We start from the raw sequence: 23,427 nt of genomic DNA, 5'->3' as shown, positions 1-23,427 counted from the left end.
GAGGTTTTTTTTGACGAAAATTCAAAGAATATCAACATTTCTATATTGCTAATTCAACTTACTTTTTTAATTTTCATATATAATTCTAACGTTGTAAACAAGTACAATTGCTCAACCTTTAATTGATAGTGATGATCTCCGATAATAAAAGTTTTGTTTTCTATCGTTCGTATCATGGCTTCTTTTGTTTTACTGGCACTTTCTATATCATTATTGATAAGAAAGCTTAATTCGTCTTCGGCAAGCTTTCTTAGCTCGTACAATGTTAATTCGTTAAGTTTTAGCTGTTTTTCATTGGTGAAAGAGACATCTATTTTTTGGATTGTCAGTTTCTTTTGATTTTCTTTATTTAGTTTCTCTTTATCGCTGAGCAGGATTTCAATATCACGATTTAACTCATCAATTTCAAGCTGTTGCATTTTAATTTGATTGATTAACTTTTCATGAACGGTTCCGAAATTATAAAGAAAAAATAACCAACCGATAAGCATTCCAATCACGACTCCAGCAAAAAAACGTTGCCATCCAGGTCGTTGATAGTATGGAGGAACTCTCATTAATTTAAATGCTCCTGAGTTAACCATGTTATTAATGACGTGCCTGTATGGGCTCCACTCATTGCAGCAAAGATCATTAACAGCGTTTTAAAAAGGTCACCATGTAGACCGTTCAGTATACCTCTTTCAAGGCTTGTAATTGCATCAAATGTACCGCCAATGGCAGCAACAAGAGCCCATATCTTTAAACTGTTGGATAGCTCATATATTGTGTGCAGTGGAGGCTTGCCAATTAAAAATGCCCCGATTCCACCTACAATTGCCCCTCCCATGACAACACCAAACGCAACAAAGTAGTTAGTAATTAATGTTGCTAGTACTTCTCGATTCATGGTGGATCACCCTTTCATTGTCCTACTTCTATATCTATTCGCAAGCATTTTTGATATGCTTGTTTTGTAAACAGGATATTTTAATTAATAATGAATAATTTATAATTTAGAATTGGTGAAGGTGGATTCAAAGTAGAAGCTAGTATCTAAATAAATCCTTTGACTTTAAGAGGTTCGTTTCATCTGTGAAAAATGTAAAAAAATTATAAATTATTAATTATTAATTAGATTTTACGGGGGGAAGTGTCAATGGGTTTTGTCCATTTGCATGTATATACAGAATATAGCTTGTTGAATGGGTCATGCCGAATTGAGCAGCTTGTTCAAAAAGCCAAATCAAGTGGTTTTCAAGCTTTGGCAATAACTGATGTCAATGTAATGTATGGTGTTATTCCTTTTTACAAAGAGTGTAAGAAAAATGGGATTAAACCGATTATAGGTATGGAATTGAATGTGGCAGATTTCTTCGATGAAAGTGTTAGAAAGAAAAAGTTTGAAACCTTTTCTTCACTAGTTTTGTTAGCGGAAAATCAGAGAGGCTACAATAATCTATTGAAGCTCTCAAGCCTTGCTCAAAGCCAGGGTTATTCAAATCAACCGATCGTCCTGAAGGAAAACCTTCGTCAGTATAGTGAAGGTTTATTTGCAATATCACCCTTTGCTACAGGAGAGATTGGACAGCATTTACAGAGTGGTAATGTCGGGAAGGCGGAGGAAGTAACTGCGAATTATAGGAAGATGTTTGGAGATAATCACTTCTTTTTAGAAATTCAACCTAGCTATAGGGAACCACATTTATTTAAAAAAGTTATCTCTTTTTCAAGGAAAGTAGACATTGATTTAATCGCTTCAAATCAAGTGTATTATGTAGATGAGAACGAAGCAGCCGCACTTTATTGCTTACATGCGATTAAAGAAGGTCATGTTATTGACATTAATGACATTGATCCTACTCTCATCGGCAGACATTTCATGTCGGGAGAAGAAATTAATCGTCATTTTCATATGATTCAAGATGCAATAGATAATACAAGTCGTCTCTCTGATCAATGTCACGTAGAAATTGAGTTAGGTGGGAAATTCCTCCCTAAGTATCCGGTTGCCAATCAAAGTGCCGGACAATATTTAAGAGAGTTATGCGAAAAAGGATTAAAAGAACGATATGAGGTAGTGTCAGAGGAAATTGTTGCTCGATTGAACTATGAATTAAAAGTTATTGATGGGATGAATTTTAATGACTATTTTCTTATTGTGTGGGACTTTATGGATTACGCACATCGTAACCAAATCATTACTGGTCCAGGCAGGGGCTCAGCGGCAGGATCACTCGTAGCGTATCTATTAAAAATTACAAACGTTGACCCAATAGAACATCAATTATTGTTTGAGAGGTTTTTAAATCCTGAAAGAGTGACGATGCCAGATATTGATATTGATTTCCCTGATACACGCCGGGAAGAAGTCATTCAATATGTCATGCAGAAGTATGGATCCGCACACGTTGCCCAAATTATTACTTTTGGAACTTTGGCGGCAAAAGCAGCGATTCGGGACATTGGAAAGGTAATTGGGATCGAACAAACGACGATCGATTCGATTGCCAAAATGATGCCTTCACGACCTGGGATCACATTAAAGCAAATCCTTGCCGAAACCCCAAGATTACGAGAGCAACTAGCAAAATCAGAGCAAGCTCATTTACTTTTTTCACTTGCACAACAGGTAGAAGGCTTACCGAGGCATACATCCACACATGCTGCAGGGATTGTCATTAGTGATCAACAATTAACGGATATCGTCCCGCTTCAGGAAGGGCATGGCAACATTCCGTTAACTCAATTTTCGATGGATATCTTAGAGGAAATCGGGTTGTTAAAAATGGATTTCCTCGGTTTAAGAAACTTATCATTGATTGAAGAGATTGTGACTCTGATTGAAAAGCGCGATCACAAAAAAATTAATGTAAACCGTATCCCTTTTGATGACGAGAAAACATTTCAGCTGCTTAGTCATGGCGATACAACAGGTGTCTTTCAACTTGAATCATCAGGGATGAGGAAGGTACTGCAACAACTTAAGCCGACAGAGTTTGAAGATATCGTTGCTGTGAATGCTCTTTATCGACCGGGTCCAATGGAAAATATTCCATTATACATAGCTGGAAAGCATGGGAAACGAAAAGTAAACTATTTGCATCCTGATCTGGAGACAATACTGAAAAAAACATATGGGGTGATTGTTTACCAAGAACAAATTATGCAAATTGCCGCCAAAATGGCCGGTTTTTCATTGGGGGAAGCTGATCTTTTAAGAAGAGCAGTAAGTAAAAAGAAGAGAGAAATATTAGAAGAGAATAAGCAGCGTTTTATCACTGGCTGCCAAAAGAAAGGGTATGGGGAACAAATTGCCGCGAAACTGTATGAGCTGATCGTTCGCTTTGCAGATTATGGCTTTAACCGTAGTCATGCGGTAGCATACAGTGTCATTGCCTTTCAATTAGCCTATTTAAAGGCGAACTTTCCGGTAAGTTTTTTGTCTGCATTATTAACCAATTCGATAGGAAACCAGACGAAATTAGATCAATATATATCTGAAGCAAAAAGTAACAATATAATGATCCTGCCACCTTCTATTAATAAAAGCTCTATTGAGTTTATCCCCAGTGAAAAAGGGATATTATTCAGCTTAAAGGCGATAAAAAATGTTGGGATTCAAGCCGTTCACGAAATTATTGAAAAAAGGCAAGATCAAATCTACGAGAGTTTATTTGATTTTTGTCAGAGAGTTTCATTGCGTATTGTCAATCGACGAGCTTTGGAATCGCTGATCGTTGCAGGAGCGTTTGATAAGATGCATCCAAATCGGGCTCAATTATTAGCTTCGTTGGATTCGGCAATTGAATTTGGTGAATTATCTCAGCATGAAAAGGGCCAGACACAATTGTTTACCGGTGAGCTGGTATCCCCGCCGTTAATCGATGTACCGCCATTTACAGAAGAAGAAAAGTTATCTTTTGAACGGGATGTGTTAGGTTTATACCTTTCTGGACACCCTATATTTAAATATAAAAACATCCTTAATAGTATGAATCGAACTGTGATTCGTCATCTTTTACATGAAACGCAAAATAATAAATACCGGATTGTTGGCTTAGTCAATCAACTCAAAACGATTAAAACGAAAAAAGGCCAGCATATGGCTTTTATGACGTTAAGTGATGAAACTGGAGATATAGAGGTAACTGTATTTCCAAACACATTTGAGGCGTATCGTCAGTATTTGGTAAAGGGGGAAGCATTGCTGCTTGAAGGAAATTTACAGCAATCGAACAATAGTACAGCCTTTGCGGTTCAAAAAGTAAAGCCCTTGAAAGATATAAAAATAACTACAAATTATGACAAACGTGTCTATATAAAAATCGACAAGCACCATGATCGTTTTACAAAAAATAAATTTAAAGAGGTTTTAAAAAATTATCCTGGAAGAACTGAAGTCATCGTCTATATCGCTGAAACTAAGAAAACAATCTCGTTGGCAGATGAACTACGAATCGACGCCTCAGCAGAGTGTTTGGCGCAAATTAAGGCGATATTAGGCGAAAAAAATGTGGTATATAAAGCTAGATAAGAGGTTTACTGTTTGCTAGAATCTGATATAATTGTATTCAGTGAATTGGTGGTCAGACCACTAAGGTGTAAATTGTTTAATTAGATAAGGAGAGTGAATTAATTGTCTACAACTAGAGAAGAAGCTCTACATATGCATCGTGTGAATCGTGGGAAATTAGAATCAAAATCAAAGGTGCAAGTAAGAAATGCAAGAGATTTAAGCTTAGCCTATTCACCTGGTGTTGCTGAGCCTTGTAAAGAAATTTTTGACGATAAGCAAAACGTTTATGAATATACAATGAAAGGAAACATGGTTGCTGTTGTCTCTGATGGTACAGCGGTACTAGGGTTAGGGAATATTGGTCCCGAAGCAGCTCTTCCTGTAATGGAAGGAAAGGCCGTGTTGTTTAAATCATTTGCTGGTGTTGATGCATTTCCTATTTGTCTAAAAACAACAGACGTGGAAAAGATCATTGAAACAGTAAAATTACTGGAACCGACTTTTGGTGGCGTGAACTTAGAAGATATTGCTGCACCGAATTGTTTTGTGATTGAAGAGCGTTTAAAGAAAGAAACGAACATTCCAGTTTTCCATGATGACCAACATGGTACTGCAATTGTAACGGTTGCCGGCTTGATTAATGCACTTAAGGTTTCCGGAAAAACAATGAAAGAAATTAAAGTAGTTGCCAATGGAGCAGGTGCTGCTGGAATTGCCATCATTAAATTATTATTCCGTATGGGTGTAAAAGACATTATTATGTGCGACTCCAAAGGTGCGATTTATGACGGTCGTCCATATGGAATGAATGCGATCAAAGACGAAGTGGCGAAAATGACAAACAGAGACAAAATTGAAGGCTCTCTAGAAGATGTCATTAAGGACACTGATGTATTTATCGGTGTATCAGTAGCCGGTGCCTTAACAAAAGAAATGATTCAATCAATGAATCCAGATCCAATTATTTTTGCAATGGCGAATCCGGACCCAGAAATTATGCCAGAAGACGCAAAAGCTGCAGGTGTAAGCGTAATTGGGACAGGCCGTTCAGATTTTCCGAATCAAGTAAACAATGTACTTGCATTCCCTGGTATATTCCGTGGTGCGCTGGATACGCATGCGACTCATATCAATGAAGAGATGAAGATTGCTGCTGTATATGCGATTGCTGATCTAGTATCTGAAGAGGAGTTATCAGCAGACTACGTTATCCCGGCACCATTTGATCCTCGTGTTGCTCCGGCAGTTGCAGCAGGGGTTGCAAAAGCAGCTATGGAGACAGGTGTAGCAAGAAAGAAAGTAGATCCTCAGGAGATTGCTGAAAAAACTCGTCGATTAGCAGTAATAGAAGAATAAAGTACAATGAAGAAAAGGGAAGGGGGGAAGCCTTTCCTTCTCTTTTGCTTTTAGAGGTATTTTATCGAATAAAAGAACTTTTATTTCAACATGCATGTAATAGAAATCGGTAAAATATAGATGAGAGTAGGTGACGAAATGATGTCATCACAACAAGATAAGGTCTATGTTGAGATTATTAAGGCAATTAATAAAATTATTCATGAAGATCAGCTAAAAAGCGGTGATAAACTTCCTTCAGAAAGGGAACTTTCCGAACGCTTACAGGTTGGAAGATCGTCTGTTAGAGAAGCTTTGCGTGCGTTAGAATTGTTAGATCTGATAGAAACAAGGCGCGGGGAAGGAACATTTATAAAAAAGGCGGGGGGATATCGCTTAGTCGAGACTCTGGCTTCCTTTTTTTTAAAGCACGAAAAGGCCCGAAAGGATTTAGCTGAAACAAGAAGAATTGTTGAAGTTGAAGCTTTAAGATTAGCTTGTGACAGGATTACTGATGAACAGCTTAAACAATTAAAACTATTAATAGATCAGTCAAAAAAAGAATGGTCACAAGGTGATCTTCCTGTTGATGCAGATTATTTATTTCACAAAACCATTGTAGAAGCTTGTGATAATCGTTTATTATTATATCTTTGGATGCCATTAGTAGAGTACAACAAAGTTTCTTTGGAAGAATCGCTTGCACGTGATGGTATGGTTGATATGTGGATTGCTGAACATGAACAAATCTATCAGGCAGTTGTTGCAAGGGATAAAGAGTTAGCTGTCGCTTCATTACTGGAACATTTGGAGAATAGTCGATTCTAGTACAGCTACGTTCGATCGTACCTTTATTGCAGTTACTTAGAAAAATATGATATGATAGGGGAAAATTTCGAATTTAGGATCAGGTCCTAAATAGTGAGGTGTCAACGTGTTAAGAGACTTGTTTTCGAAAAAGAAGAAGTATGCAACCATTCCTTCTGAAAAAGCAAAACAAGAAGTTCCTGAAGGGTTAATGACGAAATGTCCTAAATGCAGGGCAATCATGTATACGAAAGAATTAAAGAAGAACTTAATGGTGTGTGATTCATGCGGTTATCATCATCGTTTAACGTCTTATGAACGAATTGAAAGTTTACTGGATGAGCAGACTTTTTTTGAGTATGATGAGAATATGATTAGTGAAGATCCGTTATCGTTTCCAACATATGAGGAGAAGTCGGCGATTGATCGGGAGAAGACAGGTTTAAATGAAGCGATTGTGACTGGGGAAGGTAAAATCAAAGACATACCAACAGTCATTGGTGTAATGGATGCCAGATTTCGTATGGGAAGCATGGGTTCAGTAGTGGGTGAGAAAATTACGAGAGCCATTGAGAGAGCAATTGAGAAGGATGCCCCATTTATTTTATTTTCGGCATCTGGTGGAGCGAGAATGCAAGAAGGTGTTTTGAGCTTAATGCAAATGGCGAAAACGAGTGCAGCATTACAAAAGCTCCATGATCATGGGGGACTCTTTATTTCAGTAATGACTCATCCAACAACAGGCGGTGTGTCTGCGAGCTTTGCCTCATTAGGTGATTACAACCTTGCAGAACCTGGAGCACTTATCGGCTTTGCAGGAAGACGAATCATTGAACAGACAATTAGACAAGAGCTTCCGGAGGACTTCCAAACAGCAGAGTTTCTACTCAAGCATGGTCAACTCGATCGCGTCGTCCCTCGCCACGAAATGCGCGACACCATCGCAACAATATTGGAAATACATCAAAGATAGTTTAGAGTTTAGAGTGAAGAGTGTAGAGTTGTTCGTGAGTAATTTCAAGAAGTTCTTCTTTGAAAGTCTACATTCTTCGATGAAAAATCATTAAAGTAACTCTAAACTCTAAACTCTAAACTCATTAAGGGGGTGAAAGGATGTCTGGGGGACTTAATTTTGAACGTCCGGTGATTGAATTAAAACAAAAGATTGCGGAGTTGAAGCAGTTCACAAAAGATAAAGACATTGATCTTTCTGGAGAAATCGCGAAATTAGAAGATCGTTTAGAGCAATTAGAAAGTGACATTTATGGAAATCTCAAACCGTGGGAACGTGTACAAATTGCGCGTCATAGTGAACGCCCGACAACTTTGGATTATATCTCACATATATTTACAGATTTTCTCGAAATGCATGGAGATCGCCTTTATGGTGATGATGAAGCGATTGTTGCTGGGATTGCCAAGTTTCATGGGCAGCCGGTTACAGTCATCGGTCATCAGCGTGGGAAAGACACGAAGGAAAATCTCCGACGTAATTTTGGTATGCCACACCCAGAAGGATATCGTAAAGCACTGCGCCTCATGAAACAAGCAAATAAGTTTAATCGACCAATTATTTGTTTTATTGATACAAAGGGTGCTTATCCCGGTATGGCGGCTGAAGAGCGTGGGCAAAGTGAAGCCATTGCCAGAAACTTACTTGAGATGGCTGGATTAACAGTTCCAATTATTTGTATTGTTATCGGAGAAGGCGGTAGTGGTGGAGCGTTAGCATTAGGAGTAGGAAATCACATTCACATGCTTGAGAACTCTACATACTCAGTGATTTCACCAGAGGGGGCTGCGGCCTTACTTTGGAAGGATGCTAGCCAAGCACAACGAGCTGCCGAGACAATGAAAATAACGGCTCCTGATTTGAAAGATTTAGATGTCATCGATGAAATTATTCCTGAAGTTAAAGGTGGAGCTCATCGGGATACAGCAATACAAGCGAAAGAGATTGATCGAGTTTTACGCCAATCGTTTGATGAACTCATGAAATTATCAAAGGAAGAGCTTGTAGAACAGCGATATCAAAAATATAAAAATATTGGTCAGTTTACGTTTGTAAATGATAACATCCGTACAAAATAAGAAAGTGCTTTCTCTACTATGAGAAAGCATTTTTATTTCTATTTGCACTTCTTTTTTGACTAAAAGATGAAAATTTTAACTTGAAACAAAAAAAATTTCATTTATATTTATAAATATATAAAAATATTTTCGTTTAAATTTACTTTTGTTAAATAATTCCGAAATTCAGATTTCTTTATGGTATATTGATAATAAGGAGTGGTATGCAATGAAGAGAATAGGTGTACTAACAAGTGGTGGAGACTCTCCAGGAATGAACGCAGCGATACGGGCAGTAGTAAGAAAAGCCATTTATCATGATATAGAGGTATATGGAATTTATTATGGTTATTCAGGCTTAATTACAGGGCAAATAGAGAAATTAGAGATCGGCTCTGTTGGGGATATTATACATCGTGGAGGTACGATTTTATATACGGCACGTTGTGAAGAGTTCAGAACAGAAGCAGGACAAGCAAAAGCAATTGAACAGCTTAACAAGTTTGGAATTGAAGGTCTTGTCGTCATCGGAGGAGACGGCTCTTTTAGGGGAGCAGAGAAATTAACTGAACATGGCTTCCCGACAATAGGTGTCCCCGGTACAATTGATAATGACATTCCTGGCACTGATTTTACCATTGGGTTTGATACAGCATTGAACACTGTCATTAAAGCCATTGATCAAATCCGGGATACAGCGACATCACATGAACGTACATATGTTATCGAGGTAATGGGCAGAAATGCAGGTGATTTAGCACTTTGGTCAGGACTTGCAGACGGTGCGGAAACGATTATAATACCGGAAGTAGAGTACGATATGAATGATGTTGTGAAAAGGTTACGACGCGGGCATGAGCGAGGGAAAAAGCACAGTATTATCATCGTTGCTGAAGGTGTAGGAAGTGGTATCGATTTCGCAAAAAAAATTCAAGATACTACCCAGCTTGAAACGAGAGTAACAGTTCTTGGCCATATACAGCGAGGAGGGTCTCCAACTGGGTTTGACCGCGTACTTGCCAGTCGCTTAGGAGCAAAAGCAGTTGACTTATTATTGAATGGTGTCGCTGGTCAAATGGTTGGAATGGAGAGTAATGTCATTGTAGCTCATCCTATTGCAGAAGCACTTGCAAAAGAACACGAAATTGATCTCGAAATGTATCAGCTTTCACAGGAATTATCGATTTAAGCAATTCATAAGATACAGCTGCGACAACATTAAAACTATAGAAAATGAAATTATATTTGCTTATTTTTAGGAGGAAACGATGAGAAAAACAAAAATAGTATGTACCATAGGGCCGGCAAGTGAAAGTGTTGAAACATTAACTAAACTAATTGAATCCGGGATGAATGTAGCGAGACTTAATTTTTCCCATGGTGATTATGAAGAGCATGGACAAAGAATTATAAACATTCGTGAAGCCGCAAGAATTTCAGGGAAAAGGGTCGCTATCTTACTTGATACAAAAGGACCTGAGATTCGAACACAGACGCTTGAGGGAGGGGTTGCTGAGCTAAAGCAAGGTGAGGAGCTTATAATTTCAATGGAAGAGGTGGTTGGAAATAGTAAGAAAATCTCTGTAACCTACCCTGGACTCGTAAATGATGTAGAGATCGGTTCAAAACTACTTTTAGATGATGGATTAATTGAGCTTGAAGTTATTCGAAAAGGTGAAAAAGAATTAACAACAAAAATACTGAATAATGGGCTTCTTAAAAATAAAAAAGGGGTCAATGTTCCGAATGTGAGCATTAATCTTCCGGGGATTACAGAAAAGGATGCTAATGATATAAAATTTGGAATTGAACAGGGAGTCGATTTCATTGCTGCATCGTTCGTACGGAGAGCATCAGATGTTTTAGAAATTAGAGAGCTTTTGGAAAGTAATAATGTGCCTGATTTACAAATTATACCTAAAATAGAAAACCAAGAAGGCGTCGATAATATTGATGAAATTTTGGAAGTATCTGACGGACTTATGGTTGCCCGTGGGGATTTAGGAGTTGAAATACCAGCTGAGGAAGTACCTTTAGTACAGAAGAACTTAATCAAAAAATGCAATGTTGCCGGCAAGCCGGTCATTACCGCAACACAAATGTTAGACTCAATGCAACGCAACCCAAGACCAACGCGTGCTGAAGCGAGTGATGTGGCGAACGCTATTTTTGATGGGACGGATGCAATTATGCTTTCAGGTGAAACAGCAGCAGGTGATTATCCGGTTGAGGCTGTAAGAACAATGCATAATATTGCTTCAAAAGCTGAGTCTGCATTGATGTATCGGGATATTTTAGATAGTCGAAGTAAAGCCAGTCAGACAACAATTACAGATGCAATTAGTCAGTCGGTATCTCATACAGCACTGAATTTAAATGCAGCAGCAATAATAAGTGCAACAGAAAGTGGTCATACTGCGAGGATGGTTTCAAAATATCGTCCAAAAGCACCGATTATTGCCGTTACAAGCTCTGAAGCGGTTTGTCGCAGGCTGGAATTAGTGTGGGGAGTAAACTCACAATTGGGATCTCAGGCAAGTACAACCGATGAAATGTTAGATATTGCTGTCAATGAATCTTTGAATTCTGGCATTGTTAAGCATGGGGACCTTGTCGTTATTACTGCAGGTGTTCCTGTTGGCGAAACGGGTACAACAAATATTATGAAGGTCCATGTTATTGGCGAAGTAATCGCAAAAGGACAAGGGATAGGGAGAAAGACAGCATCGGGTAAAGTCATTATTGCAAGAAATGCTAAAGAGGCATTGGAAAAAATGAAAGATGGAGCTGTTCTTGTTTCTTATAGCACAGACCGTGATGTGATCTCTGCATTTGAAAGAGCTTCTGCGGTCATTACAGAGGAAGGTGGCTTAACGTCCCATGCTGCCGTTGTAGGATTAAATCTTGGAATTCCGGTTATCGTTGGGGTAGAGAATGCTACTACGTTACTGAAAGAGAACGATGAAATAACTGTAGATGCTTCCCGTGGACATATTTATAAAGGGCATGCGAGCGTACTCTAGATGATATGAGGATAAAGAGAGGGGACTGAGCTGTTCCTTCTCTCTTTTTTTTACAAAAAGTCATTTACTTGTACTATTTTTTCATTTCATCTAATATTTAAGTAGAAACAAAAATAATTATTTGAGTACCTCAAAAAGGGTGAATATGAATGGGTCGTATATTTTTATTACTTTTGATTATCGTGCCGGCTCTTGAAGTAGGAGTATTAATCCTTTCGGGGAATTTAATCGGAGTGTGGCCAACTGTACTCCTTATTATTTTAACAGGTGTGTTAGGTGCTTGGTTAGCGAAGAAAGAAGGACTTCATGCTGTTAGGTTAGCACAAGTCCAGGCCCAAAACGGACAAATTCCTAGTGGTGTTATATTAGACGGGATTTGTATTTTAGTCGGTGGAGTTGTTTTGCTAACCCCTGGTTTTATCACGGATGCAATAGGTTTTATCCTTCTTGTTCCATACACAAGATCGATCATAAAAAAATGGCTGCAGAAAATGATTGAGAGAATGATTCAAAATGGGCAATTTGTTTTTATTTCTCGGAGATAGGCTAAAAGCAATTTAAAATTTAAAATGTAGAATTTAGAATTGAAAAATTAAAGAATCAAGATCACTATATTCGTGAGCTTGATTCTTTTTATTTATAGAATACTTTATGGACATATTCAAACATAATAGCTTATTATGCTGTTTTTTTACCGATGATGAAGTTCCACATGTCGTGAAAAATGTTAGTTCGATATAGGGTACGGATGAAAACAAGTAGAACGGGACCGATAATGAGACCGATAAAACCAAATAATTTATAACCAACAAATAGTGCAATTAACGTTGCTAAAGGATCAATACCAATATTTTGCGATAATATTTTGGGTTCCATGATTTGACGTTGGATAACAATAATCCCATATAAAATTCCGAGGCCAATGGTAAGTGATTGATCACCAGAAAAAAAAGTATAAACAATCCAAGGGATAAAAATCAGTCCTGTACCAAGATAGGGCAGAAGGTCAATAATTCCAATAATTATGGCAATAGTAATTGGGTGTTCTACTTTTAATATTATAAGACCGGCAAGAACAATAAATGTTGTGATTGAAATAAGTGTACATTGAGCAAGTAAGTAGCCGAAAAAAGCACCTTTTAAATCATGGAAAATATTTCTACCACTAGCTATTATTTTTTGGGGGGCATATTTATGAAAAGTTGTCAGTAACCTGGGCCAGTCTTTACTTATAAAAAAGGTTGCTAAAAGTGAAAATACAAAAACTGTTGCTGCATTTGGAAGCTTCATCATCCCATCAGTCATCCCATTAAGTAAGCTGCGAATCGCACTATTAACATTATCAGATAGCGTGGTACTTGTTGATTGAATATAGTTAATGATTGTCATTTGATGTTCCTTGTCCAATGAGTGGAGCATGATTGTCAACTGGTTATAGAGCGGGACAATGTTCGTCGTGAAAAAAGCTTCAATATGTTTTATAAGGATATTGAAATGTGAGGGAACAGATTGTGCTAAATAATTGGACCCTGATATAATTTCAGCTAATAATAATGTTAATAAACCGGTAACAATCCCAATGATAAGGGTGAGGACGAGAAGAACGGACAGAAATCTCGGGCATTTCGTATTCTGTTCAAGAAAATTGACAAAAGGGTTTATTAATATAGCAATAAGTAGACCAATAAAAAAAGGATAGCTAATCTTGAACATAAAATAGGCAACAAAGGTAAGAATAATGATAGTCAGTAGAACAAAGATCAACCGTAAACTGATACGTAATAATTCAGAATTCATAAGAGCAACACCTTTCTTACACTCTATTCACAGAGTAAAAGAAATTGATAATCAAGAGCACTAAAAGGCTTGACCAACGATACTGTTCTATCTATATGTCTTAGAGTAAGAAAAAATAATCCTATTTCCAAAAACTCGTTCGTTTATTAGTAGTATTAATAAATGGAGAGCTAAGTAAGACAACTATCAATAAATTGAAACATGGATAAATTCTAAATAATGTGATAAGATAATTTTTGGTTACGCTAGATAGGAAGGATGGACGTCTTAGCGAATGACACAACCTTTAATATTTATGCTTATTTTATTAGCTGTTGGTATTATTGCAAAAAACCAATCACTCACAATTGCCGTTGTTGTACTGTTGGCAATTAAATTATTGGGATTGGGTGATAAAGGATTTCCATACCTTCAGCAAAAAGGGATTCACATTGGAGTGACAGTCATAACAATTGCTGTCCTTGTTCCAATCGTCACTGGGGAAATAGGTTTTAAAGACCTGCTTGAAGCGATGAAATCATCCTATGCATGGATTGCATTAGGATCGGGGATTTTTGTTGCGATCATTGCGGCTAATGGTATTCAATTACTACAAAATGATCCGCATATTACAGTAGCCCTAGTATTCGGTACGATATTGGCAATTGCCCTTTTTAATGGGGTTGCAGTCGGGCCATTAATCGGTGCAGGAATCGCATATATCGCAATGAAAATCGTACAATTTTTTTAAAGAAAATGTAGATATTTGTACGTATTTGTGATATTTCAGAAAAATCCGAACTATTAGACTTTTTCTTAATATGACAAATAATGTTCGAATATTGTTCACAAAAGTTTAAAAAGTGTTTATAATTAGACACATGAGCCGGAATCCTTCCTACATAGTAATATTCACATAATTCGAAATGTAAGCATTTACGCACATCTGATTAGGAAACAACCAAAGAAACGTAAGAAAACATGGAAAAGGAGAGGTAGTAATGAGTACAACACGTGGTCTAGAAGGTATTGTAGCAACAACATCTAGTGTTAGTTCAATAATTGATGGAGTTTTAACTTATCAAGGATACAATATTGATGATTTAGCTGACAATGCTAGTTTTGAAGAAGTAATTTTCCTTTTATGGAATGGAAGATTACCGAAACAAGACGAGCTTAGTCAATTGACGCAGGAGCTTGCTAATAATTCACAAATTCCACAAGCAATCATTGATCAAATGAAACAGTATCCAATTGACAAAGTTCATCCAATGGCTGCTTTGCGTTCAGCAGTATCTAGTTTAGCGCTATTTGATGAAGAAGCTGATGTAATGGATGAGGAAGCAAATCGCCGTAAAGCAATTCGTTTACAAGCGCAAATCCCTACAATAGTGACAGCGTTTTCTCGCATTAGAGAGGGGAAAGAACCTGTTTCTCCACGTAGTGATCTAAGCTTTGCTGCAAACTTCCTTTACATGTTAAATGGTGAAGTGCCAGATCAGATCGCTGTAGATGCTATTGATAAAGCATTAGTACTTCATGCAGACCATGAATTGAATGCATCTACTTTTACTGCGCGTGTCTGTGTTGCGACACTTTCAGATGTATATTCTGGAATTACAGCAGCGATTGGCGCATTAAAAGGACCTTTACATGGCGGTGCAAATGAAGCTGTTATGAAGATGTTAACGGAAATTGGTGAAGTAGAGAATGTAGAAGGTTATATTCGTAACGCTTTAGATAATAAAGTGAAAATCATGGGCTTTGGGCATCGTGTATATAAAGATGGTGACCCACGCGCAAAACACTTGCGTGAAATGTCTAAGAGATTAACAACAATTACTGGCGAACCAAAGTGGTATGAAATGTCAGTGAAAATTGATGACATGGTCACTGGAGAAAAAGGTTTATTACCAAACGTAGACTTCTATTCAGCTTCTGTATATCACAGCTTAGGAATTAAACATGATTTATTTACCCCTATCTTTGCGGTGAGCCGTACCTCAGGATGGCTTGCACATATCCTCGAACAATATAGTGATAACCGTTTAATTCGTCCACGTGCTGAGTATGTAGGACCTGACAAACAAGTATACATTCCGATGGAACAACGTTAATTTTATAATAGGGGGGTTTTCCTCCCTATCTATATAAATAAATATATTGCATAATAGTCTATATCTTTTAGTTTAGTAGGAGGTTAAAACAATGGCAAACGGAGAACGCATTTCAGTAAATAATGGGGTATTAAACGTCCCAAACAATCCAGTTATTCCATACATAGAAGGAGACGGAATCGGTCCTGATATTTGGGCTGCTGCATCACGTGTATTAGACGCTGCAGTAGAAAAAGCATACAATGGCGAGAAGAAGATTGAGTGGAAAGAAATTCTTGTTGGTGAAAAAGCATTTAACCAAACTGGTGAATGGTTACCAGAAGAATCTTTAGAAGTTATTCGTGAATATTTAATCGCAATCAAAGGTCCATTAACTACACCAATTGGTGGAGGTATCCGTTCATTAAACGTAGCACTTCGTCAACAACTTGATCTATATACTTGCTTACGTCCTGTACGTTACTTCACTGGTGTACCATCTCCAGTAAAGCGCCCTGAAGATACTGATATGGTTATCTTCCGTGAAAATACTGAAGATATCTATGCAGGTATCGAATACAAAGAAGGCAGTGACGAAGTTAAGAAATTAATTAACTTCTTACAAGATGAAATGGGAGTAAAGAATATCCGTTTCCCTGAAACATCAGGTATTGGTATTAAGCCTGTTTCTCAAGAAGGTACTGAGCGTTTAGTTCGTGCTGCTATTAACTATGCAATTGATAATGGCCGCAGCAGTGTAACACTAGTTCATAAAGGTAACATCATGAAGTTTACTGAAGGAGCTTTCAAAAACTGGGGTTACGAGCTAGCTGAAAAAGAATTTGGAGATAAAGTATTTACATGGGCTCAATATGATGAAATCGTTGAGCGTGAAGGTAAGGATGCGGCAAACAAAGCTCAAGCTGACGCTGAAGCTGCAGGAAAGATTATCGTTAAAGATTCAATTGCTGATATTTTCTTACAACAAATCCTAACTCGTCCAAAAGAATTTGATGTAGTAGCAACAATGAACCTTAACGGTGACTACATCTCTGATGCATTAGCTGCTCAAGTTGGTGGTATCGGTATTGCTCCAGGAGCAAACATCAACTATGACACTGGACATGCTATCTTTGAAGCAACTCACGGTACAGCTCCTAAGTATGCTGGCCTTGATAAAGTAAACCCATCTTCTGTGTTATTATCTGGAGAATTAATGCTTCGTCACCTTGGCTGGTTTGAAGCTGCCGATATGATCATGGCTTCTATGGATAAAACAATCGGAAGTAAAGTTGTAACTTATGACTTTGCGCGTCTAATGGAAGGTGCTACTGAAGTTAAATGTTCAGAGTTTGCTGACGAACTAATTAAAAATCTTTAATAGATAAATTTTTAATTAAATTAATACGATTGGGGGAGCAGAATAACATGGCAATTAAGCGTAGAAAGATTTCAGTAATTGGTGGTGGCTTCACTGGGGCTACTACAGCATTGATGGTTGCACAAAAAGAATTAGGTGATGTTGTACTTGTTGATATCCCGCAAATGGAAAATCCTACAAAAGGTAAAGCGCTAGACATGCTCGAAGCTAGCCCGGTACAGGGATTTGACGCAAACATTATTGGTACTTCAAGCTATGAAGATACTGCTGATTCTGATGTGGTTGTGATCACTGCTGGTATTGCCCGTAAGCCAGGCATGAGCCGTGATGACTTAGTAAAAACAAACGAAGGAATCATGAAATCTGTTACGAAAGAAGTTGTTAAGTACTCACCAAACTGCTGCATCGTTGTATTAACAAACCCTGCTGATGCAATGACTTACACAGTTTACAAAGAATCTGGATTCCCAAAAAATCGTGTAATCGGTCAATCGGGTGTACTTGATACTGCTCGTTTCCGTACTTTTGTTTCACAAGAACTTAACCTTTCTGTTGAAGATGTAACAGGCTTTGTTCTTGGTGGACATGGAGATGATATGGTGCCATTAGTTCGCTACTCTTATGCTGGCGGTATCCCATTAGAGAAGCTTATCCCTCAAGATCGTTTAGATGCAATTGTTGAGCGTACTCGTAAAGGTGGAGGAGAAATCGTTAACCTATTAGGTAACGGCAGTGCATACTATGCACCGGCTGCTTCACTAACACAAATGGTAGAAGCGATTCTTAAAGATAAGAAACGTGTCATTCCAACCATTGCATACCTGGAAGGTGAATATGGTTACGAAGATATTTATTTAGGAGTTCCAACTATCATTGGTGGAGACGGCATTGAAAAAGTGATAGAATTAGATTTAACAGATGCTGAAAAAGAAGCACTTGCTAAATCTGTTGATTCTGTTCGTAATGTAATGAGTGTTTTATCATAAGATATGTACAAAAGAAATCCGGTTAATACCGGATTTCTTAATAGAAATAACTGTAAGCGCTTTCTTCTCTAAAGCTAACTAGATGCTACATTTCTAACGAAAGCGGGGGTCATACATGTTTTTCGGGAAAAAAAGAAGGCTGGGCCGTAAAATTTCTGATATTAAAGTGGGCGAGAAGCTGGAGGTTACAGAAAAGATTGAAGATAAGGATCTACTTTTATATTTAGGTTTAACAAATGATCCTAATCCAATCTTTTTACAACATGACTATGCTTCACAAACACCGTATCAAAAACCGATTGTTCCGCAAATAATGATAACAGGGATAGTGTTTTCTGCAATCTCCAGGTATTTGCCAGGACCAGGGAGTACTGTACGAAAGCAAGAGCTTTCTTTTCTTAAACCACTGTATCATTATGGAACAATTAAAATACAGCTCGAAACATTGGCCATAAATGATAAAACCCATACAATCGAGGTGAGTGTTGTCGGTTGGGATGAGGAAGAGGACGTAGTTTTAAAAGGGACGGTAACGGTATGTCCTCCATTTGAACCAAAGCCAATCACTTATCGATCAGGTACATTTGAGAATTTTTAATATAAGAAAGAAGAGTAAGAAAGGGATTTCCTTTTTCTTACTCTTCTTTCGTTTTCCAAATTTGTAAAGATTTTATTAATATTTTATTAAGATTCGTTAATGTTAGTAGTCGATTAGTTGAATAATAAAGGTAGTTATAATACATTAAATTTAGTTGTCGAATGAAGCGGCATAATAGCTAAGTAGAAAAGCGATTTTTCAGGGGGAAAGAAATGTCACAAAAAATTTTAGTGGTGGATGATGAGGAATCGATTGTTACGCTGTTACAGTTTAATTTAGAAAAGGCAGGATATGGTGTTACTGCTGCGTATACTGGAAATGATGCGTTAGCTTTAGCAAAAAATAATGAATTTTGTTTGATTGTCTTAGACTTAATGTTACCAGAAATAGATGGTTTAGAAGTATGTAAACAGCTCCGTCAAGAAAAGGTCATGACACCAATATTAATGCTTACAGCTAAAGATGATGAATTCGATAAAATTTTGGGCTTAGAATTAGGGGCTGACGATTATATGACAAAACCGTTTAGCCCCAGGGAAGTCGTTGCAAGGGTTAGAGCGATTCTTCGTCGAGTCTCTGTTCAAAACATTGAAAAGGATAAACAGGTTGAAGAAGTAAAGGTGATGAAATTTGGTGAGGTTGAAATTTATCCGGATAACTATGAAGTTTTTTACAAAAAGGTGAAGCTTGAACTTACACCTAAAGAATTTGAATTGCTTCATTATTTAGCCGTTCATAAAGGGAAAGTACTGACAAGGGATCAACTATTAAATGCTGTTTGGAATTATGAATTTGTCGGTGATACGAGAATTGTTGACGTTCATATTAGTCACCTGCGCGAAAAGATTGAGCCAAATACGAAGAAACCAATCTATATAAAAACAATTCGCGGTTTAGGATATAAATTTGAGGAGCCAATCCTGAATGATTAAATACCGCTTTCGGATTATTTTAGCTCTATTAGCTGTTATTTTAATGGTATTATCCGGGTTAGGGATATTGTTAGGTCAGTTGTTTAAGGAGTTTTATATTGAGCAATTAACTGAAAGAATGGAAAAAGAAGCAAACCTTGCTTCATTAACTATTATAAATACAACCATTGATGATAACGGAACAATACAGGAGCTGACAGATAAAATAAGTGAAAAACTAGGGGCTCGAATTACAATTATTGATGCCCAGGGTGTTGTACTTGGTGATTCAGATGAAGCCCCTAGCAGGATGGAGAATCATTTGTATCGTCCAGAAATTCAAGCTGTTATCAATGGCGATACTGGGATTGCTACTCGCTATAGCGACACTATTCATGCAGAGCTTTTGTATTATGCGGTACCAGTCATTGAAAATAATGAGATAAAGAGCTTTGTTCGAATTGGCATTCCATTACTAACTTTAAACGAGATCTATCAGAAAATTTGGCTTTTTTTGATTGTTTGCTTATCCATTGCTTTCTTTGTTATTGTTGTTCTTAGTGCTCGAATTACGAACCAAATGTTAAAACCAATTGAAGAAGCAACGAATGTTGCTAAGCAGCTTGCTAAAGGGAATTATGATGTTAGAGCTTCGGTCGGCAGAAATGATGAGACTGGACAATTGAGTCGCTCCATTAATCAGCTTGCTCACAATTTAGATCGTATTTCAAAGAATCATCAAATACAAAAAGAAGAACTCGAAACACTTATTGAGAATATGGGAAGTGGCCTTGTTCTTATCAATGCGAAAGGTGATATCACATTAATTAATCGCAGCTGTAAGGAAATCTTTATGGAGGATACCGATCATTGGTTACATCAACTTTATTATAATGTGATCAAGCACAAAGAAATTATTAAAATTGTTCAGGAAGTTTTTTTAACAGAAGAAAACTACCGGAAAGAAATCACGATCCCAATCAAACTTGAAATGAGACATTTTGATGTTTATAGTGCCCCGATCATCAATAAGAAAGAGAGATTAAAGGGAATCTTACTTGTTTTTCATGATATAACTGAATTAAAAAAACTAGAACAAATGAGAAAAGATTTTGTCGCCAATGTTTCTCACGAATTGAAAACACCTGTTACTTCAGTTAGAGGCTTTGCTGAAACTTTGCTTGACGGCGCGATGGAAAATGAGAAACTTCGCAAAGAATTTTTAACAATTATCCTGAAGGAAAGTGAGCGCCTGCAAGGATTAATTATTGATTTGCTCGAATTATCAAAGATTGAGCAACATCAGTTTGAATTGAATTGGCAAATTACGAAACTTGATAAAATTACTGATGAAGTTATTCTTTTATTACAAAAAAAAGCCGAAGATAAGGGTCTGGAGCTAACGATGAAGGTAGAAGGGAATGCATCTATCGTAGGCGATCCATATCGTTTAAAACAAATTTTTATTAATTTGATTTCAAACAGTATAATGTACACTCCTTCTGGAGGAAAAATCAGTGTAAAGATTGTCGAATTGACTGATATGATTAAATTCCAAATCTCTGATACCGGGATTGGAATCGGACCAGCTGAATTGCCGCGTATTTTTGAACGTTTTTATCGCGTAGATCGTGCGAGAAGCAGGAATTCAGGAGGAACTGGCTTAGGACTGGCGATAGTTAAACATCTCGTAGAGGCACATCATGGCAAACTTGAAGTTGAGAGTGAGATTGGCAAAGGGACAACGTTTACAATTTCTTTTAATAAGGAACGGTGTAAAGTTAAAAGTTGAAAGTTAATAGTTAAAAGTTATGGGCGAAAATATCCAATTTTCGTCCTTTTTGCGTTTTTTTGTCATGATCTGATGAGGATTTACTAGTGGTTATTTACTGAATGATTTTCTTATCTATTATATAATGTGTATATCGAAAAGTAGTACAGGCTTTATGAAACCTTTTTTGAGTTGTTTCGTAACTATAAGAAGAAAAAAAGAAAGAGGGGGATGGAATGGTTAGTGTTAAGCAGGTCATCGTAGGTTTTATTTCACTGATTGGGATTGCTATTTTAGCTTTATTTTTAGCGACCGGTTGGTACATTGTTGATGAATCCGAGCAGGCAGCGTTGATTACCTTTGGTAAAGTTGAGGAGCAGGTAACTGAACCTGGATTACACTTTAAGTTGCCTTGGCCGATTCAAAGAGCTGAAATACTTTCAAGACAAACGTACAGCTTACGTGTAGGCTATGAACAATCCCAAGATGGAGAAGTAGCGAACTATACGGATGAAGCAAAAATGATTACAGGTGACGAAAATATTTTACTTGCCGACCTTGTCGTTCAATGGCGTATTACGAATCCTGAACAGTATTTATTTAATACAGATGATCCGGAAAGAGTATTATTTAATGCGACTTCAGCATCACTTCGTGGTGTCATCGGAAGTTCAAGAATTGATGATGCTCTTACTGATCAACGACCTGAAATTGAAGCAAAAGTAAGGGATTATTTAATTGAATTAATCGAACGGTATCAAATTGGAATTACCGTAATGGATGTTAAACTTCAAAATGTAGAGTTGCCAAACGATGAAGTACGTCGAGCGTTTACTGCGGTTACAGATGCAAGGGAAGAACGATTAACGAAAATAAATGAAGCGAACAAGTATCGTAATCAACGTGTAAATGAAGCAGAAGGGGAAAAGGATGCTGTCATTTCACGAGCTGAAGGGACAAAAACGGAACGTATTGAACGTGCGCGCGGGGATGCGTCAAAGTTTGAAGCGTTATATCGTGAATATCAAAATAATCCAGATGTAACAAGGCAACGTCTAGTACTTGAAACATTGGAACGTGTCTTACCTAATACAGAAATCTATATTATGGATAGCGGTAATAATGATACAGTGAAATACTTACCGATTCGACCTCTTGAGGGTAGAACTCCAGCACCACAACCTGCGCAAGAAGGGAGTGCAAACTAATGAGTGATAACAATATTATTGATATGAATGAGCGTAAGCCAAATCAAGAATGGACGAAGTATACAAAAGTTGGGATCGTTGGTGTTGTGTTAATTGGTATCGTTGCTATCATCATTAGTAACCTTTTTATTGTTGAGCAAGGAGAACATAAAGTTGTTCGTCAATTTGGTGAGGTAGTCCGAATTGAATCACAACCGGGTCTTAGTTATAAAATCCCATTTATTCAATCGGTTACATCGATTCCTAAATATCAAATGGTCTATGATGTAACACCAACAGAAATTAACACACGAGACAAGAAGCGAATGCTAGTTGATAATTACGCAATTTGGAAAGTGGATAACCCGCAACTTATGATCTCAAATGCAAGAACCATTACAAATGCTGAGTCAATTATGTCAAACTTTATATTTTCAGTCATTCGGGCAGAGTTAGGTCAGCTGAATTATGATGAAATTATTAATGATGAAGCATCTGAACGAGGTAGTTTTAATGATCGTGTTCTTGAACAGGTTAATATGTTATTAGAACGTGATAATTACGGGATTTCCTTAACTGATGTAAGGATGAAGCGTACGGATCTGCCGGAGGAAAACGAAGAAGCAGTATACCGTCGTATGATCTCTGAACGTAATTCAATTGCTCAGGACTATCTTTCTCAAGGGGATGCAGAAGCAAACAGAATACGAGCAAACTCTGACCGTGAATACCAAGAAATTGTAGCAACAGCAAATGCTGACGCAAATGTCATCATCGGGGAAGGGGAAGAGGAAGCGGCACGAATTTATAATGAATCATTCAGTAAAGACCGTGAATTTTATAATTTGTACCGTACATTACAATCCTATGAAAAGACAATTGATGATCAAACCGTTATCGTTCTTCCTGCTGATGCACCATATGCAAGGCTGCTTATGGGATTAACGGAATAACTTCTTATTTTAATACCTCGTACTTTTAATAGTGC

The 23,427-nt window shown here is 37.4% G+C and carries 20 protein-coding genes; 17 read left to right on the top strand and 3 right to left on the bottom strand.

The annotated features are described in order from the left end of the window. Positions 1 to 53: 53 nt before the first annotated feature. Together ytrI and ACJ2A9_RS13130 are read right to left on the bottom strand one after the other, a co-directional pair. Positions 54 to 557, bottom strand: a complete 504-nt coding sequence (ytrI, locus tag ACJ2A9_RS13135) for a sporulation membrane protein YtrI (protein WP_441422118.1) — start codon at positions 555 to 557, stop codon at positions 54 to 56. After that, the gene (locus ACJ2A9_RS13130; protein ID WP_441422117.1) at positions 557 to 889 is read right to left on the bottom strand and encodes a YtrH family sporulation protein; all 333 of its coding nucleotides are present in this window, start codon (positions 887 to 889) and stop codon (positions 557 to 559) included. The genes ytrI and ACJ2A9_RS13130 overlap by 1 nt, the downstream gene beginning before the upstream one ends. 249 nt (positions 890 to 1,138) lie before the next feature. On the opposite strand from ACJ2A9_RS13130, the gene dnaE reads away from it, so the two are divergent. The 8 genes from dnaE to ACJ2A9_RS13090 all read left to right on the top strand — a co-directional run bounded on the left by dnaE (position 1,139) and on the right by ACJ2A9_RS13090 (position 12,278). Continuing rightward, positions 1,139 to 4,516 (top strand): DNA polymerase III subunit alpha, encoded by a 3,378-nt coding sequence (gene dnaE / locus ACJ2A9_RS13125; protein WP_441422116.1) that lies wholly within the window; start codon positions 1,139 to 1,141, stop codon positions 4,514 to 4,516. A 132-nt stretch (positions 4,517 to 4,648) separates the two neighbouring features. Then, positions 4,649 to 5,854 carry an NAD(P)-dependent malic enzyme gene (locus tag ACJ2A9_RS13120; RefSeq protein WP_441422192.1) on the top strand — a complete coding sequence of 402 codons (1,206 nt, stop codon included), beginning with the start codon at positions 4,649 to 4,651 and terminating at the stop codon, positions 5,852 to 5,854. A gap of 141 nt (positions 5,855 to 5,995) precedes the next feature. Then, positions 5,996 to 6,661 carry a FadR/GntR family transcriptional regulator gene (locus ACJ2A9_RS13115; RefSeq protein WP_441422115.1) on the top strand — a complete coding sequence of 222 codons (666 nt, stop codon included), beginning with the start codon at positions 5,996 to 5,998 and terminating at the stop codon, positions 6,659 to 6,661. A 106-nt stretch (positions 6,662 to 6,767) separates the two neighbouring features. Next, the gene (gene accD / locus ACJ2A9_RS13110) at positions 6,768 to 7,613 is read left to right on the top strand and encodes an acetyl-CoA carboxylase, carboxyltransferase subunit beta (protein ID WP_441422114.1); all 846 of its coding nucleotides are present in this window, start codon (positions 6,768 to 6,770) and stop codon (positions 7,611 to 7,613) included. A gap of 140 nt (positions 7,614 to 7,753) precedes the next feature. Then, entirely contained in the window at positions 7,754 to 8,731 is a 978-nt protein-coding gene (gene accA / locus ACJ2A9_RS13105) for an acetyl-CoA carboxylase carboxyl transferase subunit alpha (RefSeq protein ID WP_441422113.1), read from the top strand. A 208-nt stretch (positions 8,732 to 8,939) separates the two neighbouring features. Continuing rightward, the gene (gene pfkA / locus ACJ2A9_RS13100) at positions 8,940 to 9,899 is read left to right on the top strand and encodes a 6-phosphofructokinase (protein ID WP_441422112.1); all 960 of its coding nucleotides are present in this window, start codon (positions 8,940 to 8,942) and stop codon (positions 9,897 to 9,899) included. 79 nt (positions 9,900 to 9,978) lie between these two features. Beyond that, positions 9,979 to 11,733, top strand: a complete 1,755-nt coding sequence (gene pyk / locus ACJ2A9_RS13095; protein ID WP_441422111.1) for a pyruvate kinase — start codon at positions 9,979 to 9,981, stop codon at positions 11,731 to 11,733. Between the two features lie 149 nt (positions 11,734 to 11,882). Continuing rightward, positions 11,883 to 12,278 (top strand): FxsA family protein, encoded by a 396-nt coding sequence (locus tag ACJ2A9_RS13090; RefSeq protein ID WP_441422110.1) that lies wholly within the window; start codon positions 11,883 to 11,885, stop codon positions 12,276 to 12,278. 133 nt (positions 12,279 to 12,411) lie between these two features. On the opposite strand, the gene ytvI is transcribed toward ACJ2A9_RS13090, so the two are convergent. Continuing rightward, positions 12,412 to 13,530: a sporulation integral membrane protein YtvI gene (ytvI, locus tag ACJ2A9_RS13085; RefSeq protein ID WP_441422109.1), complete on the bottom strand. Its 1,119-nt coding sequence runs from the start codon at positions 13,528 to 13,530 to the stop codon at positions 12,412 to 12,414. 274 nt (positions 13,531 to 13,804) lie between these two features. On the opposite strand from ytvI, the gene ACJ2A9_RS13080 reads away from it, so the two are divergent. The 9 genes from ACJ2A9_RS13080 to hflC all read left to right on the top strand — a co-directional run bounded on the left by ACJ2A9_RS13080 (position 13,805) and on the right by hflC (position 23,392). Next, positions 13,805 to 14,260: a DUF441 domain-containing protein gene (locus ACJ2A9_RS13080; protein ID WP_441422108.1), complete on the top strand. Its 456-nt coding sequence runs from the start codon at positions 13,805 to 13,807 to the stop codon at positions 14,258 to 14,260. A gap of 250 nt (positions 14,261 to 14,510) precedes the next feature. Further along, positions 14,511 to 15,626, top strand: coding sequence for a citrate synthase (citZ, locus tag ACJ2A9_RS13075; protein ID WP_441422107.1), 1,116 nt, complete (start codon positions 14,511 to 14,513; stop codon positions 15,624 to 15,626). A gap of 91 nt (positions 15,627 to 15,717) precedes the next feature. Then, complete coding sequence (gene icd / locus ACJ2A9_RS13070; RefSeq protein WP_441422106.1) at positions 15,718 to 16,986, top strand: NADP-dependent isocitrate dehydrogenase; 1,269 nt, start codon at positions 15,718 to 15,720, stop codon at positions 16,984 to 16,986. Positions 16,987 to 17,033: 47 nt separating this feature from the next. Next, positions 17,034 to 17,972 carry a malate dehydrogenase gene (gene mdh / locus ACJ2A9_RS13065; RefSeq protein WP_441422105.1) on the top strand — a complete coding sequence of 313 codons (939 nt, stop codon included), beginning with the start codon at positions 17,034 to 17,036 and terminating at the stop codon, positions 17,970 to 17,972. A gap of 115 nt (positions 17,973 to 18,087) precedes the next feature. After that, positions 18,088 to 18,570, top strand: coding sequence for a MaoC family dehydratase (locus tag ACJ2A9_RS13060; RefSeq protein WP_441422104.1), 483 nt, complete (start codon positions 18,088 to 18,090; stop codon positions 18,568 to 18,570). 212 nt (positions 18,571 to 18,782) lie between these two features. Continuing rightward, entirely contained in the window at positions 18,783 to 19,502 is a 720-nt protein-coding gene (locus ACJ2A9_RS13055; RefSeq protein ID WP_441422103.1) for a response regulator transcription factor, read from the top strand. Next, entirely contained in the window at positions 19,495 to 21,273 is a 1,779-nt protein-coding gene (gene pnpS, locus ACJ2A9_RS13050; RefSeq protein ID WP_441422102.1) for a two-component system histidine kinase PnpS, read from the top strand. The genes ACJ2A9_RS13055 and pnpS overlap by 8 nt, the downstream gene beginning before the upstream one ends. A gap of 215 nt (positions 21,274 to 21,488) precedes the next feature. Beyond that, positions 21,489 to 22,460: an FtsH protease activity modulator HflK gene (gene hflK, locus ACJ2A9_RS13045; protein ID WP_441422101.1), complete on the top strand. Its 972-nt coding sequence runs from the start codon at positions 21,489 to 21,491 to the stop codon at positions 22,458 to 22,460. Continuing rightward, complete coding sequence (gene hflC, locus ACJ2A9_RS13040) at positions 22,460 to 23,392, top strand: protease modulator HflC (RefSeq protein WP_441422100.1); 933 nt, start codon at positions 22,460 to 22,462, stop codon at positions 23,390 to 23,392. The genes hflK and hflC overlap by 1 nt, the downstream gene beginning before the upstream one ends. Positions 23,393 to 23,427: the final 35 nt, after the last annotated feature.

The sequence above is a fragment of the Anaerobacillus sp. MEB173 genome (genome assembly GCF_052119505.1).
Taxonomy (GTDB): domain Bacteria; phylum Bacillota; class Bacilli; order Bacillales; family JBJMAU01; genus JBJMAU01.
This window is presented reverse-complemented; position numbering and strand designations above follow the sequence as displayed.

Bases quoted from the DNA above. Each gene is read 5' to 3' on its own strand.
- ytrI (WP_441422118.1), bottom strand. From the start codon at position 557: ATGAGAGTTCCTCCATACTATCAACGACCTGGATGGCAACGTTTTTTT.
- ACJ2A9_RS13130 (WP_441422117.1), bottom strand. From the start codon at position 889: ATGAATCGAGAAGTACTAGCAACATTAATTACTAACTACTTTGTTGCG.
- dnaE (WP_441422116.1), top strand. From the start codon at position 1,139: ATGGGTTTTGTCCATTTGCATGTATATACAGAATATAGCTTGTTGAAT.
- ACJ2A9_RS13120 (WP_441422192.1), top strand. From the start codon at position 4,649: ATGCATCGTGTGAATCGTGGGAAATTAGAATCAAAATCAAAGGTGCAA.
- ACJ2A9_RS13115 (WP_441422115.1), top strand. From the start codon at position 5,996: ATGTCATCACAACAAGATAAGGTCTATGTTGAGATTATTAAGGCAATT.
- accA (WP_441422113.1), top strand. From the start codon at position 7,754: ATGTCTGGGGGACTTAATTTTGAACGTCCGGTGATTGAATTAAAACAA.
- pfkA (WP_441422112.1), top strand. From the start codon at position 8,940: ATGAAGAGAATAGGTGTACTAACAAGTGGTGGAGACTCTCCAGGAATG.
- pyk (WP_441422111.1), top strand. From the start codon at position 9,979: ATGAGAAAAACAAAAATAGTATGTACCATAGGGCCGGCAAGTGAAAGT.
- ACJ2A9_RS13090 (WP_441422110.1), top strand. From the start codon at position 11,883: ATGGGTCGTATATTTTTATTACTTTTGATTATCGTGCCGGCTCTTGAA.
- ytvI (WP_441422109.1), bottom strand. From the start codon at position 13,530: ATGAATTCTGAATTATTACGTATCAGTTTACGGTTGATCTTTGTTCTA.
- ACJ2A9_RS13080 (WP_441422108.1), top strand. From the start codon at position 13,805: ATGACACAACCTTTAATATTTATGCTTATTTTATTAGCTGTTGGTATT.
- citZ (WP_441422107.1), top strand. From the start codon at position 14,511: ATGAGTACAACACGTGGTCTAGAAGGTATTGTAGCAACAACATCTAGT.
- icd (WP_441422106.1), top strand. From the start codon at position 15,718: ATGGCAAACGGAGAACGCATTTCAGTAAATAATGGGGTATTAAACGTC.
- mdh (WP_441422105.1), top strand. From the start codon at position 17,034: ATGGCAATTAAGCGTAGAAAGATTTCAGTAATTGGTGGTGGCTTCACT.
- ACJ2A9_RS13060 (WP_441422104.1), top strand. From the start codon at position 18,088: ATGTTTTTCGGGAAAAAAAGAAGGCTGGGCCGTAAAATTTCTGATATT.
- ACJ2A9_RS13055 (WP_441422103.1), top strand. From the start codon at position 18,783: ATGTCACAAAAAATTTTAGTGGTGGATGATGAGGAATCGATTGTTACG.
- pnpS (WP_441422102.1), top strand. From the start codon at position 19,495: ATGATTAAATACCGCTTTCGGATTATTTTAGCTCTATTAGCTGTTATT.
- hflK (WP_441422101.1), top strand. From the start codon at position 21,489: ATGGTTAGTGTTAAGCAGGTCATCGTAGGTTTTATTTCACTGATTGGG.
- hflC (WP_441422100.1), top strand. From the start codon at position 22,460: ATGAGTGATAACAATATTATTGATATGAATGAGCGTAAGCCAAATCAA.